Raw genomic sequence first — 15,474 nt, 5'->3', positions numbered from 1 at the left:
TCGTGACTGCGGCAGGCTGAGCTGAGCACAGTGATCGCGGCGTGGGCAGGCGTCCGGGCGTTCCTACACCTTCCTGGAGTCCACGGCGTTGTCGCCTGAAACTTACAGATGGGGCGGCCGGGTGGGGGGTGCGCCAGTAGATTCCCGCACGATGAGCTCGGTTGGGAAAGGAGCAGGGAGGGGACAGGCCTGGCTTTCGGCCAGAGCGGCGAGCATCTGCACGGCCACTGCGCCCATGGTGGGCAGAGGCTGGCGGACGGTGGTGAGCCCTGGCCGCGAAAGGCCGGCCAGCGGCAGGTCGTCGAAGCCCACCACTGACAGGTTACCTGGAATGTGCAGCCCGAGGTCCTGGGCAACGTGGACCGCGCCCAGGGCCATGGCATCTCCTGAGACGAACAGGGCCGTGGGGGGGTCGGGAAGGTGCAGGAGTTGCCACGCTGCCCGTTCCCCACTGGCCTTGGTGAAGTCCCCGTGGGCGGTGTACTCCGGGCGGACCGGGAGTCCTGCGGCATGCAGGCTGTCGCGGTAGCCACGAAAGCGCTCGTGGGCGTCATTGCGCTCATGACCTTCGCCGCGGAGTTCCGGCTCGGCGTCCAGTCCGCTGACAAAGCCGATCCGGGTGTGGCCCAGCGCCAGCAGATGCTGCATAGCCCGGCAGGCGCCGCCGTAGTTGTCGACGGTCAGGGGGTGGGCCGAGGGACCGTCCACACTGACGACGTGAGGCGGCAGGTCCCCCCGTACCCATTCGGGTGAGGGCTGAATCAGCAGCGCGCCCACCGACAGCCGCGTCATCATGGAGAAGTCTGAGGCGCTGTGCGGGGCCTGCATCATGACCACGAGGTCGTAGTTCAGACGCTCGGCCGCCTCAGCGGCGCCCTGGACGACCTCAGCGGCGTAGGGGCGATTGAGTTGAGGGGTAAAGACGCTGATCATGCGGTTGCGGCCCCCGGCCAGGGTGCGTGCCGTGACGTTGACGCGGTACCCCGTTTCGGCGATTGCGTCGAGCACCCGCTGGCGGGTGGCAGGGCGCACGCCACTCTTGCCGTTGATGACATTGGAGACAGTCATGGGGGACACACCGGCGCGCAGCGCAACATCTTGAAGGGTGAGGGAAGCGGGGTCTCTGTGCGACATATCTCTCCGGAGAACGTGAAGGCACCTTTATTCTGCCAGGGGTACCCCTTGCGCGCTGCTCATTATAGCGCTACATTTATGGAGTCAACACACAATTCTTCGTGCGCTGTCCTGCTCCCGTTCAGGAGGTGTCTCTGCCCTGTCGGCCGCTGGCCCAAGCCGCCCGGCCATTCAGATCAATTATTATAGCGCTACAAACATGATCCCGCGCGGAGCATCTCCCGGCTCCCTCACTTCCGTTTTCCTGCCCGTGCCCTGCAGACGCTGTGCGCCTGCAGGGTTCGGCCCCGCCGCGTGACTCTGGAGGTCTGTGATGAAAAAAACCGCCGCTCTGCTGGCCAGCCTGACTGTGGCCCTGGGTGCCTGTGGCACCGAACGCAGCGTGCCGCCGCCCACCAGCCCGACCCTGTCCTCCCAGGCTATCGCCGGCTGCGGCACCACCAACGTCGCGCAGGGCAAGGCAGCCTCGGCGTCCTCCACGGAGAACGCCAGCACCCTGGACGCCCGCTTCGCCGTAGACGGCAATCCGGGCACCCGCTGGTCAAGTGCCTGGAGCGATCCGCAGTGGATTGAGGTGGATCTGGGCGCAGCACAGAGCATCTGTCAGGTGACCCTCCAGTGGGAAGCGGCCTACGGGAAGGCCTTCAGGGTCGAAGTCTCAGACAACCGTTCCACCTGGACCCAGATTTACAGCACCACCACCGGAACAGGCGGCACCCAGACCATCACCCCGGCCACTGCCACGAACGGCCGGTATGTCCGCGTGTACGGCACCCAGCGCGCCACCAGCTACGGCTACTCCCTGTTCGAGCTTCAGGTGTTCGCCACAGGCTCATTGCTCCCCACATCGGACACCCCTGACTTCGGCCCGAACGTGACCATCTTCAGCCCCGCAGACGCCCAGGCTACCATTCAGCAGAAGCTCGACAGTGCGTTTAACAGTCAGCTGCGCAGCCCCACCGCGCAGTTCGGTGCCCAGCGCTTCGCCTTCCTGTTCAAGCCCGGCACGTACAACAATTTTGCGAATATCGGCTTCTACACCTCGGTGCAGGGACTCGGACTGAACCCGGATGACGTGACCTTCCAGGGCAGCAACGCCAACATCAACGTGGACAGCGGGTGGAACTACGGCGACACCAGCAACGCCACACAGAACTTCTGGCGCTCAGCCGAGAACCTCGCCGTGGTGCCGACCGGCGGCACCACCCGCTGGGCCGTGTCCCAGGCCGCCCCCATGCGGCGGGTGCACATCCGCGGCGCACTGGCGCTGGGGCCGTCCAACATGGACTACGGCCAGGGCTACGCCAGTGGCGGTTACCTGGCCGAAAGCCGCGTGGACGGGCGGGTGGTCTCCGGCTCGCAGCAGCAGTGGTACACCCGTGACAGCACCATCGCGGGATGGGACGGCGGCGTGTGGAACATGGTCTTCTCCGGCGTGCAGGGCGCGCCGCCGCAGGCGTTTCCCAACCCGCCCCACACCACCCTGGCCACCACACCCGTCTCCCGGGATAAGCCCTACCTGTACATCGACGCGACCGGCAAATACCGCGTCTTCGTGCCGAACCTGAGAACCAACGCGGCGGGCGCCACCTGGCCCAACACGCCAGGCACCTCCATCCCCATGAGCCAGTTCTACGTGGCCCGGCCCACCGACAGCGCCGCCACCCTCAACCAGGCGCTGCGCCAGGGACTCAACCTGTTCTTCACCCCGGGCGTGTACCACATCAACGAGACCATCAACGTCACCCGGGCCGGCACGGTGGTTCTGGGCCTGGGCCTGCCCAGCCTGATTCCCGACGGCGGCGTGGTGCCCATGCAGGTGGCGGACGTCGACGGGGTCCGGATCGCGGGATTGCTGTTCGACGCCGGCACCACGAACAGCCCGTCGCTGCTGACCGTCGGCGCCGCGGGCTCGCACATCAACCACGCGGCCAACCCCAGCTCCGTGCAGGACGTCTTCTTCCGCATCGGTGGTGCCGTGGCCGGCAAGGCCACCAACAGCCTGATCGTGCACAGCGACCACACGCTCATCGACCACATCTGGGCCTGGCGGGCGGACCACGGCAACGCCCCCACCGGCTGGACCATCAACACCGCCGAAACCGGCCTGATCGTCAACGGTCACAACGTGCTGGCCACGGGCCTGTTCGTGGAGCACTACCAGAAGTACGAGGTGATCTGGAACGGTGAGAACGGCCGGACCATCTTCTTCCAGAATGAAAAACCCTACGACGTGCCCGACCAGGCCACCTGGCGCAGCGGCGCCAACGGGTACGCCGCCTATAAAGTCAGCGACGCGGTGACCAACCATGAAGCCTGGGGCCTGGGCAGTTACGTCTACTTCAACGTGAATCCGGCCGTCCGCGCTGACCGCGCCATCGAGGTCCCACGGGTACCCGGAGTGAAGTTCCACAACATGGTGACGGTCTCGCTGAACAACCAGGGCGGCATTAACCGCATCATCAATGACGCGGGCGCGGCCGTGCCCATCCCAGGCACGAACACGGCCCCCAGTTCCCTGGTGAACTACCCATGAAGGCCGCTGGCGTGCGGCGGGCAGCAGTGCTGACAGGCCTGAGCCTGATTCTCTCGGCCTGCGGGCGCCAGCCAGCCTCAACCGCCCTGCCCGTGCAGCCGCTGGCCCTCAGTAAAAGCCCCAAGCGGGGCGTTGCGTACGACCTGACCAGCAGCGCGGACCTGACGGCCCTCGCCCCCGGCGTGAGCTGGTGGTACAACTGGAGCCCCCAGCCCAGCAGCGCCGTACCTGCAGACGACGCCACGCGCGCCGGCATGGACTTCATGCCCATGCTGTGGAACGGCACCTTCGATGACGCCAGGATCGAGAGTCAGCTCAAGGCCACGCCCTCTGTGCGGTACCTGCTGGTGCTGAATGAGCCGAACCTCACCGATCAGGCCAACATGACGCCCAGCCAGGCGGCAGACCTGTGGCCGCGCTACGAGCGCATCGCAGCCAATACAGGCGTGAAACTGGTCGGCCCGGCCATGAACTGGGGCACCATGGCCAGTTACGCCGACCCAGTCGTCTGGCTGGACGCCTTCTACTCGGCCTACCGCAGCCGCAACGGCCGCGACCCGCGCATCGATTACCTCGCGTTCCACTGGTACGACTACGGCCTGGCCGGGCAGCTTGACCGCCTGAAAAAGTACGGCAAGCCCTTCTGGGTCACGGAGTTCTCCAACTGGCACAGCAGCAACGACGGTGCGCAGATCGACACGCTCGCCAAGCAGAAAGCGCAGATGGCCGACATGGTGGCGACCCTGGAAAACCGCGCCGACGTCTTCCGCTACGCCTGGTTCACCGGCCGCTGGAGCAACGACACGCACTTCATCAGCCTGCTGGGACCCACCGGACAACTGACGGAACTGGGCCGCTACTACCTGTCCCTGCCGTTCGCCGGCGCCACGGGCGCGTGCGGCGCCACCAACCTGGCCCAGGGCCGGCCGGCCGCCGCCTCGTCCACCGAGCAGGCCGGCACGCCGGCCAGCGCCGCCGTTGACGGCCAGAGTGCCACCCGCTGGTCCAGCGCCTGGACGGACCCGCAGTGGCTGCAGGTGGACCTGGGCCAGACGCGGACGCTGTGCCGGGTCACGGTGCAGTGGGAAGCCGCGTACGGGCGCGCCTTCGAACTGCAGGTGTCCAACGACGCTGCCACCTGGACCACCATCTACCGCACGTCCACGGGCACCGGCGGCACACAGACCCTGGACGTGAGTGGCAGCGGCCGGTACGTCCGGCTCTACGGGACCCAGCGCGGAACGAGCTACGGCTACTCGCTGTTCGAACTTCAGGTGTTCGCCACCCCCTGACCCCTCCCGGACGGGGCCAGCCGCCCCGCCGCCCTGCCTGCCCATCCACCGTTCCATTCACCAAGGAGAGCCATGAGTTACCCCCCCCGCGTTCGTTCATCCACCCGCGCCCCCGCCCAGCTGAAACACCGGGCCATGACCCTGCTCGCCGGCCTGACGGTGGCCCTCAGCGCCTGCGGACAACCTCTCCCGCCCGTGACTGCCAGCAGCGAAGACCAGGCCCTGCGGGCCCAGGGAAGCCGCGTCACGCCAGAGGGGCTGGGCGCCAACGTCACCCTGTTCGACCCGAGCATGCCCGTGGCCGAGATTCAGGCCAGGGTGGACGCCATTCACGCCCAGCAGGTCAACAACGAGATGGGCCCGCAGCGCTACGCGCTGCTGTTCAAACCCGGCGTCTACGGGACCGCCAGCCAGCCACTGCAGATCAAAGTGGGGTACTACACCGAAGTCGCCGGACTGGGCGCGTCTCCTGGGGACGTGGTGATCAACGGCAAAGTGGAGGTCTACAACCGCTGCCTGGACGGTAACGGCACCAGCAACTGCCTGGCCCTGGTGAACTTCTGGCGAACCGTGTCCAACCTGAGCATCCATGTCAACGCAGCCGGTCAGGACGGCTGCCGCAGCTCCGCAAACTTCTGGGCCGTGTCGCAGGCCTCGTCGCTGCGCCGCGTGCAGGTGAACGGCGGCAACCTGTCCCTGATGGACTACTGCACGGCCGGGCCGCAGTACGCCAGCGGCGGCTTCCTGGCCGACAGCAAAGCAGAGACTGTCATCAACGGCTCACAGCAGCAGTGGCTCACGCGCAACAGCAGCGTCACGCAGTGGTCCAACGGCGTGTGGAACCAGGTGTTCTCCGGCGTTGAAGGCGCTCCCGCCGAGGCCGGCTTTCCCAACCCGCCGTACACCACCCTTGACCGGACGCCACTCAGCCGGGAAAAACCCTATCTCTTCGTGAACGACCAGGGGGCCTATCAGGTGCGGGTGCCGGCGGCGCAGCGCGACACCCGCGGCGTGAGCTGGTCCGCCGGTCTGACGTCGGGGCAGACCCTGCCCCTCAGCGACTTCTTCGTGGCGACCCCGGCAGACTCGGTGCAGACCATCAATGCCCAGCTGGCTCGGGGCAAGCATCTGCTGCTCACACCTGGCCTCTACGACGTGAACAAAAGCATCGCCGTCAAGCGCGCAGGCACCGTGGTCCTGGGCCTGGGCCACGCGACCCTGACCGCCGTTGACGGCGCAGTGCCGCTCACGGTCGCAGACGTGCCGGGCGTGATCATCGCCGGCGTCACCATCGATGCCGGCCCCACAGAGTCACCGGCCCTGCTCCAGGTGGGCACGAGAAACGGGAACCACGGGGCCCGGACCACCGACCCGGCCAACCCCACCACCCTCAGTGACGTCTACTTCCGGGTTGGGGGGCCGCACGTCGGCAAGGCGGACATCAGCCTGGAAGTGAACAGCGATCACGTGCTCATAGACCACGCCTGGGTGTGGCGCGCGGACCACGGCGCCGAAGGCTTCTCAGGCGACACCGAACGCTGGAGCACCAACGTGGGCCGCAACGGCGCAGTGATCAACGGCGACCACGTCACCGCCACCGGCCTGTTCGTGGAGCACTACCAGGAATACAACACCGTCTGGAATGGAGACCACGGCACCACCGTCCTGTACCAGAACGAACTGCCCTACGATCCCCCCACCCAGGCCGACTGGATGAACGGCCGCACCCTGGGGTGGGCTGGCTATAAGGTGGCCGATACAGTCAGGTCACACCGTCTGTACGGCGGCGGGGTGTACGTCTTCAACCAGAACAACCCGGCTATTCAGACGGAAAACGGCTTCGAAGCGCCGGCCACGCCCGGGGTGCAGCTGCACCACATCATGACGGTCAACCTGAGCGCAGGCACGATCAACCATGTGGTCAACGGCGTTGGAGGCCCCGCGGACACGTCCAGGATTGGCCAGCCGGTCTATATCGCGGACTATCCGGCGCCCTGAGGGCACAATCAGTGGGCCTCAGACCGGGTAACACAGCCCGGTCAGGCGAGAGGGCGGTGAGCGTGGAACGCTCACCGCCCCTGCTGCCCCTCAGGCGTCATCGCGGACGCGCCCGCCTGCATGGCGCGCAGCCGCCCGGCACCACGATGCGCCAGAGGTCTGTCACCCGCGCAGACCGCAGAGCGACGGACGCCACCTGAAGTTTGGGCACGCCCGGTCCATTTCCAGAAGCCCGCGGCGCTTCCCTGGATTTGCACTGACAGGCCTGGCAGCAGTTCGACAGTCAGCTCAATTGCCACCGGCGAGGGCGGACCCAGACATACCCGGTCGGCACGCACGAATCCTGGATCTCCACTGTCCTGCCTGAGCCACCGGCTGCGCCATACGGGGGGAGGCCGCTCACGCGCAGCGGCGCTCCCCTGGCCTGAAGCGCTGCAGCACCCACTCAGGCTCAACGCTCAGAAACGTTCAACCCGGCCGTCCAACGCCTCGGCCCGGACCGAAAGTGGACCGGGCCTGTTACAGAAAAGGGTGTGGGTGGAAAGCCCACGGTTAAAACCGTGGGCTGCAGAACCCACGCCTCCCGCAAGGGAGGCCGGGCTGATGCTTATGTCTGAAGCGAAAGCGCCGCCGCGTACTATGCTGGAACGGCACTGACCCCACGCTGTTAGAGCAGCCGGGAGCGTGGCAGACACCTTCAAAGGAGGTGACGCCCATACAAAGTACCACGCACATGAAAGCGTTCCGCTTCCGTCTGCGCCCCACCAAGGCTCAGGAGGCCGCGCTGCTGGAGCAACTGAGGCTCTGCCGCAACCTGTACAACGCGGCTCTTCAGGAGCGCCGGGACGCCTACCGGAAGGCCGGGAAGACGATCACGGCCTACGATCAGATGAAGTACCTCAGCGAGATCAAAGAGGCGTTGCCCGAGTACAAAGGCGTCTACAGCCAAGTGCTTCAGGACGTTCTCAAGCGGCTGGAGAAGGCGTTCAAGGCATTCTTTCGCCGCGTGAAGGCAGGACAGACGCCGGGCTACCCCACCTTCAAGGGGGCAGGTTGGTACGACTCCATCTGCTACCCGCAGTCTGGTTTCAGCGTGACGGGCGACGTGGCCTACTTCTCCAAAATCGGCAACATCCGACTCAGGCTCAGCAGACCGCTGGAAGGCAAGATCAAGACGGCCACCATCACGCGGGACTGCGGGGCGTGGTACGTCAGCTACGTCTGCGAAGTAGAAGCCCAGCCGCTTCCGGCTACCGGGTCGGCGGTGGGCGTGGACGTGGGGACCACATATTTCTGCATCACCTCCGATGGGGAGTTCACCGAGAATCCACGCTATTTCAAGTCGAGCATGGCGAAGCTGCGCGTGAAGCACCGTTCCCTCAGCCGCAAGAAGCGCGGTTCAGAGCGACGCAAGAAGGCGAAGGGTGCGGTTGCGAAGTTGCACCGCAAGGTCAGCCGTCAGCGCCTCGACTTCCACCACAAGACCGCCGCCAAGTTGATTCGGGAGAACGATTTGGTGGCGCACGAAGACCTGAACGTATCGGGGATGGGCAGGGGGAATATGGCCCGGTCTATCCCCGATGTCGGATGGGGTCAGTTCTTTTCTCTCCTGTCCCAGAAGGCTGCAAGCGCCGCTCGGACAGTGATTGCCGTAGACCCCCGCTCCACCTCGCAGGCGCGCCACAACTGCGGCCATACCTGCAAGGCGAACCGGGTCAGTCAATCGCGGTTTGTGTGTCAGAGTTGCGGCCACACGGCGAATGCCGATTGGAACGCCGCTCTGAACATCCTGGGCAGGCCTTGCCCGTCAGTGGTCAACGTAGCGCTCAGCGCAAGCGTTCACTGACTCTCCCACGGATTCATCCGTGGGAGAGTCAACTGTCGTATGCGTCCCGGAGCTGCTGAGCAAATTCAGGCAGTCTCAGTTCACTGGCAGCACGAATCACTTCACGCTGCACAGCATACGGATCAGTCTCGCCGGCGAGCATCGCCGCGAGCAGTCCCCGCAGGTGGGTTTCGCGCAGTTCACGTCCGACGAACATGCGAACCTGGGTGACAGCGCGCGCAGCCTGTTCCTCCCGAGGCAGCGCCAGAAAGGCAGCGTGCATTCGGTCGGTAAGCTCGTCGGCCTCCTGGGTGTCGTCGGCAGGGGAGGGAAGAGGCGCCTCGCGCCCGGGTGCTGCCGTGGGGGCGGTGCGGGTCGGCGTGGCGACGCCGGCGTATTTGCCTGAATCGTCTTTGATGACGTCCACCAGGAGCGCCGAACGCTTTTTGGGCGTGTACCCGTCGCGCAGCAGGGCGTGAAAGGTCTCCAGGCGAGCAGTGACCTGCACGTCACCAAAGTGCTGCACGAGTTTGCGGGCGACAGGGGGCACGACACCTTCGCGGCAGAGTGCCTCGACGAGGGGTGGGTCGGCAATCACCTGCAGACTCGGCTCGGGTGCCGGCGGGTTGATCTGAATGTCCCCGAACTCATAGACGATGATGGTGTTCGCCCGGGTACCTTCGTAGGTCACGGTCCGCAGGTACCCACGGTCAATCAGTTCCTGATGCGCGCTGTCAAGGTTGCGCTTGATGCGTGCGGGCATGGACTCGAGCAGCTTGCACTCGCGCGCCCACTGCTGCAGCGGGAGGCGCAGCGTGGTAACGGGTTCGTTCAGGTGCACCGGGTCGTACCGGCGGGCGTCCAGAATGCGGTAGAGGCTGCGGGTCAACGCCCGGTTCAGGCTCTGCACGAAGGTCATGTCCAGCGGTTTAACGTATTGGGCGCGCAGACTCTGCACCACGGGACGGGCCAGCCGGATCTTCAGAATTGTGCCGGAGCCGAAGGCCATGCCGGCGGCGGTGTCCGCGTCAATCTGTTCGATGATGTTGAACTTCACGGTGGTCCACCGGTCGTACCGTTTGTCCCGCCAGGATTCGCTGGCGGTGTACGTGGCACCTTTCAGGCGGTCAAGCGACTCCTGAAGCGCCTGGTAGTACTGGCCGCTGTCCGGAAAGCCGGATTTGCTCAGCAGTTGATAGGCGGTGGTGTTCACCTCCCCGGATTCCGGAGCGCCCTGCTCGAGGTACATCAGGTTCAGGGTGGTCGCGAAATCTCCGTCCAGGCCGTGGGGCACGCCGCCGTACTCACTGGGGGAGATGCAGGTCAGTCGGGCGGTGCGGCCCTCGACGGTCCATTCCTGGTCCCAGCGGGTGTAGTCGCTCGGGATCCGTTCCTGAACGCAGATCAGTCCCAGCCGCGCTGAGTTCGCTTCGTCAAAGCGTTCGATCTCGCCGGGCTGAGTGGGTTGCACCGTCGCCTTCTGTTTGGAGCGGGGCATGCGTCAGGGGACCTCGTCCGCACTGTAGCAGAGTGCGCTCCTTGCTCCCGTTGACGTGTTGTTCTGTTTGTTTGTTTTTAAAAGGAAGAAGATTGATGAAACAACAACAACAAGCGAATGGGGATGAATGCGTCCAGGAGGATGTTTTTCCGAGCAATCTGCCGAGTAAATCGGGCTTTCCCTGTGGATAACTGACGGCAACCTGCCGAGTAAATCGGGAAACCGGCCGAGTAAATCGGGCTCATTATCGCCAGACCGGCCGAGTAAATCGGGTATTACCACCGCACAACCAACCGGGTAAATCGGGCCTGGCCTGTGGATAACTGACGCAACCGACCGAGTAAATCGGGTGTCATTCTCGCACAACCAGCCGAGTAAATCGGGGCTGGTCTGTGGATAACTGACGCGACCGACCGAGTAAATCGGGCTTTTCGCCGAGCGGCATCCGATTTACTCGGCAGGAGCAAGGGGAAAGAGAATGATGTGTCAGTCGAAATCCTGTCGGTCTACCCCAGCGAACCTGCCGAGTAAATCGGGCCTGCCCCTTTGGCCCAACTGCCTTCACTCCAAATGGTTCTGAACTTCACGTCACCGGGCTCCTGGCGGGAGCAACGGTTCACGGGGTGCCTGTTCGCCGCCCAGAGTGATGGCTGTCAAGCGCGTGAGGCCAACCACGCATGCCCAGCCGCATGACCCTCGTATGGACCTGAGCTTTCCTGCGGAGTTCCAGCCAGCAGCCACCGCCCTGGTTCCGCATCCGCCGGAGCGTTTTCCTCCCCGAGGAACGTTCCCCCACCTGAGGGACCAGGGCAGTGGGTCCCGCCGGGTGTACGCCGCCTGCACGAATGGCTGCGCTGCTGCCTGCTGAGGGCGGCAGACTCTTCGGCGTGGCCAGTTCGCCCAGGTTCGGCAATGTGAAGTCCCGACGAGGCCCTGACGGCTGGGGGTTCCGCATCAGACGACACGGCGCATGACGCGGCGGAGGGCAGCCGGCGGGATCAGCGGCCGAACTGACGGGCCGGGCATAATGTCAACCCCCAGTGGGTCACTGCGGCTGTTCAGGTATTCAGCCAGTCACGCACGGCACGCTTCAAGAAGGCCAGTTCCTCCGTAAGGCCTGCGGGGCTCCCTGCCCGGTGACCCCAGATACCAGGAATCGGCCGTAATGATCCGGCGTGGAGGTCCGTCAGCTCCGCGGCATTGTCAGCCACCCGGAAATACAGGTCCGTTTCACTGGGCATCAGCAGAACCCGCGCCTGAATGCCCCGCAGGGCCCGGCGCAGGTCCCCGCCGTACAGGGTGTTGGCGCTGATGTCGCCGTGCAGCCAGCTCATCGCCTGAGCGTACAGGTTCGCCGCCCGGCACCGGCCGAAACCCTCCACCCACTCCGCCTGCAGGTAGGATTCCAGGTCGGGGTAACCCAGCACGGTGCGGAACAGTTCCGCGCGGTAGAAGTCCTGACTGAGGCCCCAGGCGGCGTAGATATGCCCGAACGCCTTGAGGGCCGCGCGGGGTTCTTCAGCAAACCGCCCGTGGCCGAGGTGCTCCGGCGCGGCCTCCAGGGTCCTCAGCAGTCCGGAAAGAAATACCTGGTTGTGCAGAGCGGTCCGCGCGCTGCCGCAAACCACCACGGCGCGCTGCACCCGTTCAGGAAACAGCGCGGCCCAGTGGTAGGCCTGCATGGCGCCCATCGAGAACCCGTACACCGCGGCGATCTGCTCGATACCGAAAACCTCCTCAAGCAGCCTGGACTGGGCAAGGACATTGTCCCGCAGAGTGACCAGTGGCGGGTACCCGGGAGTGTCCGCCGCGCCCGAAGAGAGCCCGTCGGAGAACATGTCGGGAATAACGATGAACCACCGGTCCGGGTCGAGAACGCCGTCCGGGCCGATCAACCAGCGCTGACCTTCATGGGTCGCGGTGTAGCTGCAGGGATAGACGATGACGTTATCCCGCGCGGCATTCAGGGTGCCGTGCGTCTGCCAGGCCAGTCGGGCGTCCACGATGACGCCGCCGCGCTCCGCCTGAAAGTCACCCAGTGCAAATACGCCCTCCTGAACGGGCCAGGACGTCAAGGGGTCCCCACGCGCCTGACGGCGGCACAACTCTGGTCTTGGGTCATGGGCCTACCTTACGCCGCCGGGCCGCTGCGCGGCGAAGCCCGCTGGCCCGGCGCTTCGGAGCGGCCCGTGCTGGCCAGGCCCAGTGGGTCCAGGGGCCGGACGCGTCTGGTCGGCCTGCCCCGGGACTCCCCTGAAGGGCGCGTGCCGCTGGCAACGCAGTTCAGCCGACGCACACGCTGCCGTACCGGGTGTCGGTTCACTGGTCCGCGCTGGTGTTCCCTGGGCAGTCCAGGGACCCTTCCGGACGCCTTTGGGGGTCCGCTGGCCGTTCACGCTCGGGGCCTGATTCCCCCTCTGGCGCTGGTGGGTGCCCATCACTCAGGTGCTGTCCAGAAATTCAGGCATGCGGCGGCACGCCGCGGCGCGGCGCGGTCTACTCTGAACACGATGACGCGGCCGGGCGACCCTGAACACACGGTGACGCTGCTCCGTCAGCGGGGCCGCGGGACGATGGCGTGGACGCTGCAGGTGGCCGAACACGTGCAGGCCTTGCCTGAACCTCTTCGTGGCGTGCACCGGCGGATTCTGCAGCGTCACGCGACCATCCTGCGTCTGCCCGTCTCCTCCTGGCTCACCGGCGTGGCGGCCGGCATGCTGGCGCACTGGCTGGGTGGTCTGACTCTGGGGTTCCCCCTGCTTTGGGCGCTGGATGGCGCGGTCCGCCCCGCCGATGACTGGCTGGTTCTCTGGACCGTCGCGGTGATGGGCGTGGTGGTGTGGGCCCACGGCTGGTGGGTCCGGGCGCGCCTGCCCGGTGACCTGCGCCGGCTTGGTCTGGGAAACTCCGACGTGCACGGCACAGACGTGGCTTAAGTTCGGAGGCTCATTTCCTGCGCTGCCGGGGCGCGGGTTGTGCCTGCCAGCGTTTGTGCGCCTGGCCAGCACTCCGCCCCTTGCACTGACGGCGCGCCGGGCAGGGGTCGCCCGCGTGTGGCCGGCGAAGAGTCGGGGCGCGCCGCGCGCCGGACCTGGACGGTCCTCTCCGCAGCACGCTACAGGATGAGGCCCTGCGGCGCCGGCGCAACTCTGTTGGGGACACTGAGAACTCAGTCCTGTTGGCTCAGGCATACAGGCGCCACAATTCAGGGCCGGTCGGGCGGTGGAGGAGCCGACGGGACTGCCACGCCAGCCTTCTGTCTTCTCTGCCCTCCGCGTTCCTTTTCGTCTGCTTTCTGCGGCGAGCGTCACCGGACGTTTCGTCGTCCAGCAAGGATCCCCATGAGCCTGACCACCCGCACGTCCCTGTCCATCAGCACTGGCCTTCTCACTCTCATTCTCGGGCTGATGCAGGCGGTCATGCCGCTTAGCATTGACCTGTACCTTCCTGGGCTGCCCACGATTGCCCGTGACCTGAGTGTCTCCTCGGGCGCCGCTCAGGCCACCCTGGCGGTGTTTCTCATTGGTGTTGCCCTGGGGCAGATCACGTACGGTCCTCTCACCGACAAGTACGGCCGCAAACCTCCCCTGCTGGCCGGCTTGACGATCTTTGTGCTGGGCGGGGTGCTGTGTGCGCTGGCGCCCAGCATCACGGTTCTGATTGCCGGGCGCTTCCTGCAGGCCCTGGGGGCGTCTGCCAGTGCAGTCATCACGGCCGCGGTGGTCCGTGACCTGTGGAGTGGCAAGGCGCTGGCCGACAGACTCAGCATCCTGATGCTGATCATGGGCGTCGCGCCGATTCTTGCGCCTTCACTGGGCGGACTGATCCTGACCCACGTGGGCTGGCACGGCCTGTTCTGGCTGCTGGCTCTGTTCGGCGTGTTGATGCTGGTCACCGTCACGATGCTTCCGGAAACGTCGTCTGCACAGGAGCGGGCCGACACGCGCCTGCGCGACGCCGCCACCAACTACCTCGCTCTTCTCCGGAACACGCCTTTCATGCTGTATGTCCTGGCCGGGGCGTGCATGGCCGGGGTGCTGTTCGCCTACCTTACCGGGTCGTCGTTCATGTACATCGGCACGCTGGGCGTCTCGCCCGGCCTGTTTGCGGTGCTGTTCGGCGTCAACGCGGCCGGACTGATTCTTGCGTCCCAGGTGAACCGGGCCCTTCTGCGCCGCTTCGAGCTGTACGCAGTGGTCCGCGCGGCCGTTCTCGCGGCCGTAGTCATGGCGGCGCTGCTGCTCGCCGTGGTCACGAGCGGGCAGATCAGTGTGTGGACGCTCACGCCGGTGTTGTTCCTCCTGCTCGCGTCTATCGGGTTCATCTTCCCGAACTTGGCCGCCCTGGCCTTCGGGAATGTCCGTGAACGCATGGGCAGCGCCTCTGCGCTGCAGGGCACCACCCAGTCGGCCATCGGGGCCACAGCAGGCGGCCTGGTCAGTGGCCTGAGCGACGGAACAGTGTTGCCTGTTGCAGGAATCATCTCGCTGTTCGCCGTTTTGTCTGCGGTGTTCCTGCTGGCCGCGCGGCGCGCGCAGCCCAAGGACTGAAACGACCAGGCCCCGCACTTGACATCCCGGAGGGTGAGCTCAGGCCCACCCTCCGGCGCTTTCGCTGCTCCGCACGTCAGGGCAGGGTGCGGCCGCGCCGGAAGACACGCAGGTCATTCATGTCAGGAAGCAGAGCCGGGCCGGCCTGCGCGGGAGCTGCCGTGCCTGCTCCGCGCCGTCGTGGCGCACCTTCACGGGGAAGTCAGGGCTCAGTGTGGGGCCGCAGGCGCAGGCTGCAGACCGGCCTCGACGCGGTAGACCATGCCGCTGCCCATGGCGATCAGCTGTTCACCCACCCACAGTTCCATGCGGTACGCTCCGGTCTTCCGGCCGAGGTGGATCTCACTGGCGTGGGCTGTCACCGTGTCGCCCAGCCGGGCAGCGCGGAAGTACTGCATGTCGGCGTGCAGGCCCACCTGCCGGCCCGGGCCGCTGTTGGAGGCCAGGGCGAACGCCGCGTCGGCCAGGCTGAACAGAAAGCCGCCGTGGGCGGTGCCGTGCATGTTGATATGCTGCGGCCCGACCGTGGCTGTCACCGACGCTTTTCCGCCTGCGACGGTCACGATCTGCATGTTCAGGAAATCCATGAAAGGATCTTTGGTGGTGTGCATGGCTCTCCTTTGGGCGGGCGCCGGGGCAGG

Annotated in this window: 10 protein-coding genes and 1 pseudogene; 7 read left to right on the top strand and 4 right to left on the bottom strand. The window is 65.9% G+C overall.

What is annotated here, in order from left to right:
* Positions 1-102: 102 nt before the first annotated feature.
* Entirely contained in the window at positions 103-1,068 is a 966-nt protein-coding gene (locus tag LAJ19_RS19800; RefSeq protein WP_255639956.1) for a LacI family DNA-binding transcriptional regulator, read from the bottom strand.
* Between the two features lie 379 nt (positions 1,069-1,447).
* Here LAJ19_RS19800 and LAJ19_RS19795 point away from each other — a divergent pair, with 379 nt between their 5' ends.
* From LAJ19_RS19795 to LAJ19_RS19775, 5 genes and pseudogenes are all read left to right on the top strand, one after another.
* Positions 1,448-3,670, top strand: coding sequence for a discoidin domain-containing protein (locus LAJ19_RS19795; RefSeq protein ID WP_225524730.1), 2,223 nt, complete (start codon positions 1,448-1,450; stop codon positions 3,668-3,670).
* Positions 3,667-4,545 (top strand): annotated as a pseudogene (locus LAJ19_RS19790) (glycoside hydrolase family protein); the annotation flags it as partial. The gene LAJ19_RS19795 and the pseudogene LAJ19_RS19790, both read left to right, overlap by 4 nt.
* Positions 4,519-4,962, top strand: a complete 444-nt coding sequence (locus LAJ19_RS19785) for a discoidin domain-containing protein (protein ID WP_432804274.1) — start codon at positions 4,519-4,521, stop codon at positions 4,960-4,962. The pseudogene LAJ19_RS19790 and the gene LAJ19_RS19785, both read left to right, overlap by 27 nt.
* Before the next feature lie 135 nt (positions 4,963-5,097).
* Positions 5,098-6,960, top strand: a complete 1,863-nt coding sequence (locus tag LAJ19_RS19780) for a pectate lyase-like domain-containing protein (RefSeq protein ID WP_432804273.1) — start codon at positions 5,098-5,100, stop codon at positions 6,958-6,960.
* Positions 6,961-7,693: 733 nt separating this feature from the next.
* Positions 7,694-8,806, top strand: coding sequence for an RNA-guided endonuclease InsQ/TnpB family protein (locus LAJ19_RS19775; protein WP_225524728.1), 1,113 nt, complete (start codon positions 7,694-7,696; stop codon positions 8,804-8,806).
* Positions 8,807-8,834: 28 nt separating this feature from the next.
* On the opposite strand, the gene LAJ19_RS19770 is transcribed toward LAJ19_RS19775, so the two are convergent.
* Entirely contained in the window at positions 8,835-10,283 is a 1,449-nt protein-coding gene (locus LAJ19_RS19770) for a replication initiator protein A (protein WP_225524727.1), read from the bottom strand.
* A gap of 1,058 nt (positions 10,284-11,341) precedes the next feature.
* Positions 11,342-12,358, bottom strand: a complete 1,017-nt coding sequence (locus LAJ19_RS19765; RefSeq protein WP_225524726.1) for an alpha/beta fold hydrolase — start codon at positions 12,356-12,358, stop codon at positions 11,342-11,344.
* Positions 12,359-12,793: 435 nt separating this feature from the next.
* On the opposite strand from LAJ19_RS19765, the gene LAJ19_RS19760 reads away from it, so the two are divergent.
* Together LAJ19_RS19760 and LAJ19_RS19755 are read left to right on the top strand one after the other, a co-directional pair.
* Complete coding sequence (locus LAJ19_RS19760; protein ID WP_225524725.1) at positions 12,794-13,219, top strand: hypothetical protein; 426 nt, start codon at positions 12,794-12,796, stop codon at positions 13,217-13,219.
* A 405-nt stretch (positions 13,220-13,624) separates the two neighbouring features.
* Positions 13,625-14,833, top strand: coding sequence for a multidrug effflux MFS transporter (locus tag LAJ19_RS19755; protein WP_225524724.1), 1,209 nt, complete (start codon positions 13,625-13,627; stop codon positions 14,831-14,833).
* A 209-nt stretch (positions 14,834-15,042) separates the two neighbouring features.
* Here the strand turns inward: LAJ19_RS19755 and LAJ19_RS19750 are convergent, their stop codons facing one another.
* Positions 15,043-15,444 (bottom strand): hotdog fold thioesterase, encoded by a 402-nt coding sequence (locus LAJ19_RS19750; RefSeq protein ID WP_225524723.1) that lies wholly within the window; start codon positions 15,442-15,444, stop codon positions 15,043-15,045.
* Positions 15,445-15,474 lie beyond the last annotated feature (30 nt).

Origin of the sequence: Deinococcus taeanensis, from assembly GCF_020229735.1 — a bacterium.
Taxonomy (GTDB): domain Bacteria; phylum Deinococcota; class Deinococci; order Deinococcales; family Deinococcaceae; genus Deinococcus; species Deinococcus taeanensis.
This window is presented reverse-complemented; position numbering and strand designations above follow the sequence as displayed.

Bases quoted from the DNA above. Each gene is read 5' to 3' on its own strand.
- LAJ19_RS19750 (WP_225524723.1), bottom strand. From the start codon at position 15,444: ATGCACACCACCAAAGATCCTTTCATGGATTTCCTGAACATGCAGATC.
- LAJ19_RS19780 (WP_432804273.1), top strand. From the start codon at position 5,098: ATGACCCTGCTCGCCGGCCTGACGGTGGCCCTCAGCGCCTGCGGACAA.
- LAJ19_RS19755 (WP_225524724.1), top strand. From the start codon at position 13,625: ATGAGCCTGACCACCCGCACGTCCCTGTCCATCAGCACTGGCCTTCTC.
- LAJ19_RS19775 (WP_225524728.1), top strand. From the start codon at position 7,694: ATGAAAGCGTTCCGCTTCCGTCTGCGCCCCACCAAGGCTCAGGAGGCC.
- LAJ19_RS19760 (WP_225524725.1), top strand. From the start codon at position 12,794: ATGACGCGGCCGGGCGACCCTGAACACACGGTGACGCTGCTCCGTCAG.
- LAJ19_RS19795 (WP_225524730.1), top strand. From the start codon at position 1,448: ATGAAAAAAACCGCCGCTCTGCTGGCCAGCCTGACTGTGGCCCTGGGT.
- LAJ19_RS19770 (WP_225524727.1), bottom strand. From the start codon at position 10,283: ATGCCCCGCTCCAAACAGAAGGCGACGGTGCAACCCACTCAGCCCGGC.
- LAJ19_RS19800 (WP_255639956.1), bottom strand. From the start codon at position 1,068: ATGACTGTCTCCAATGTCATCAACGGCAAGAGTGGCGTGCGCCCTGCC.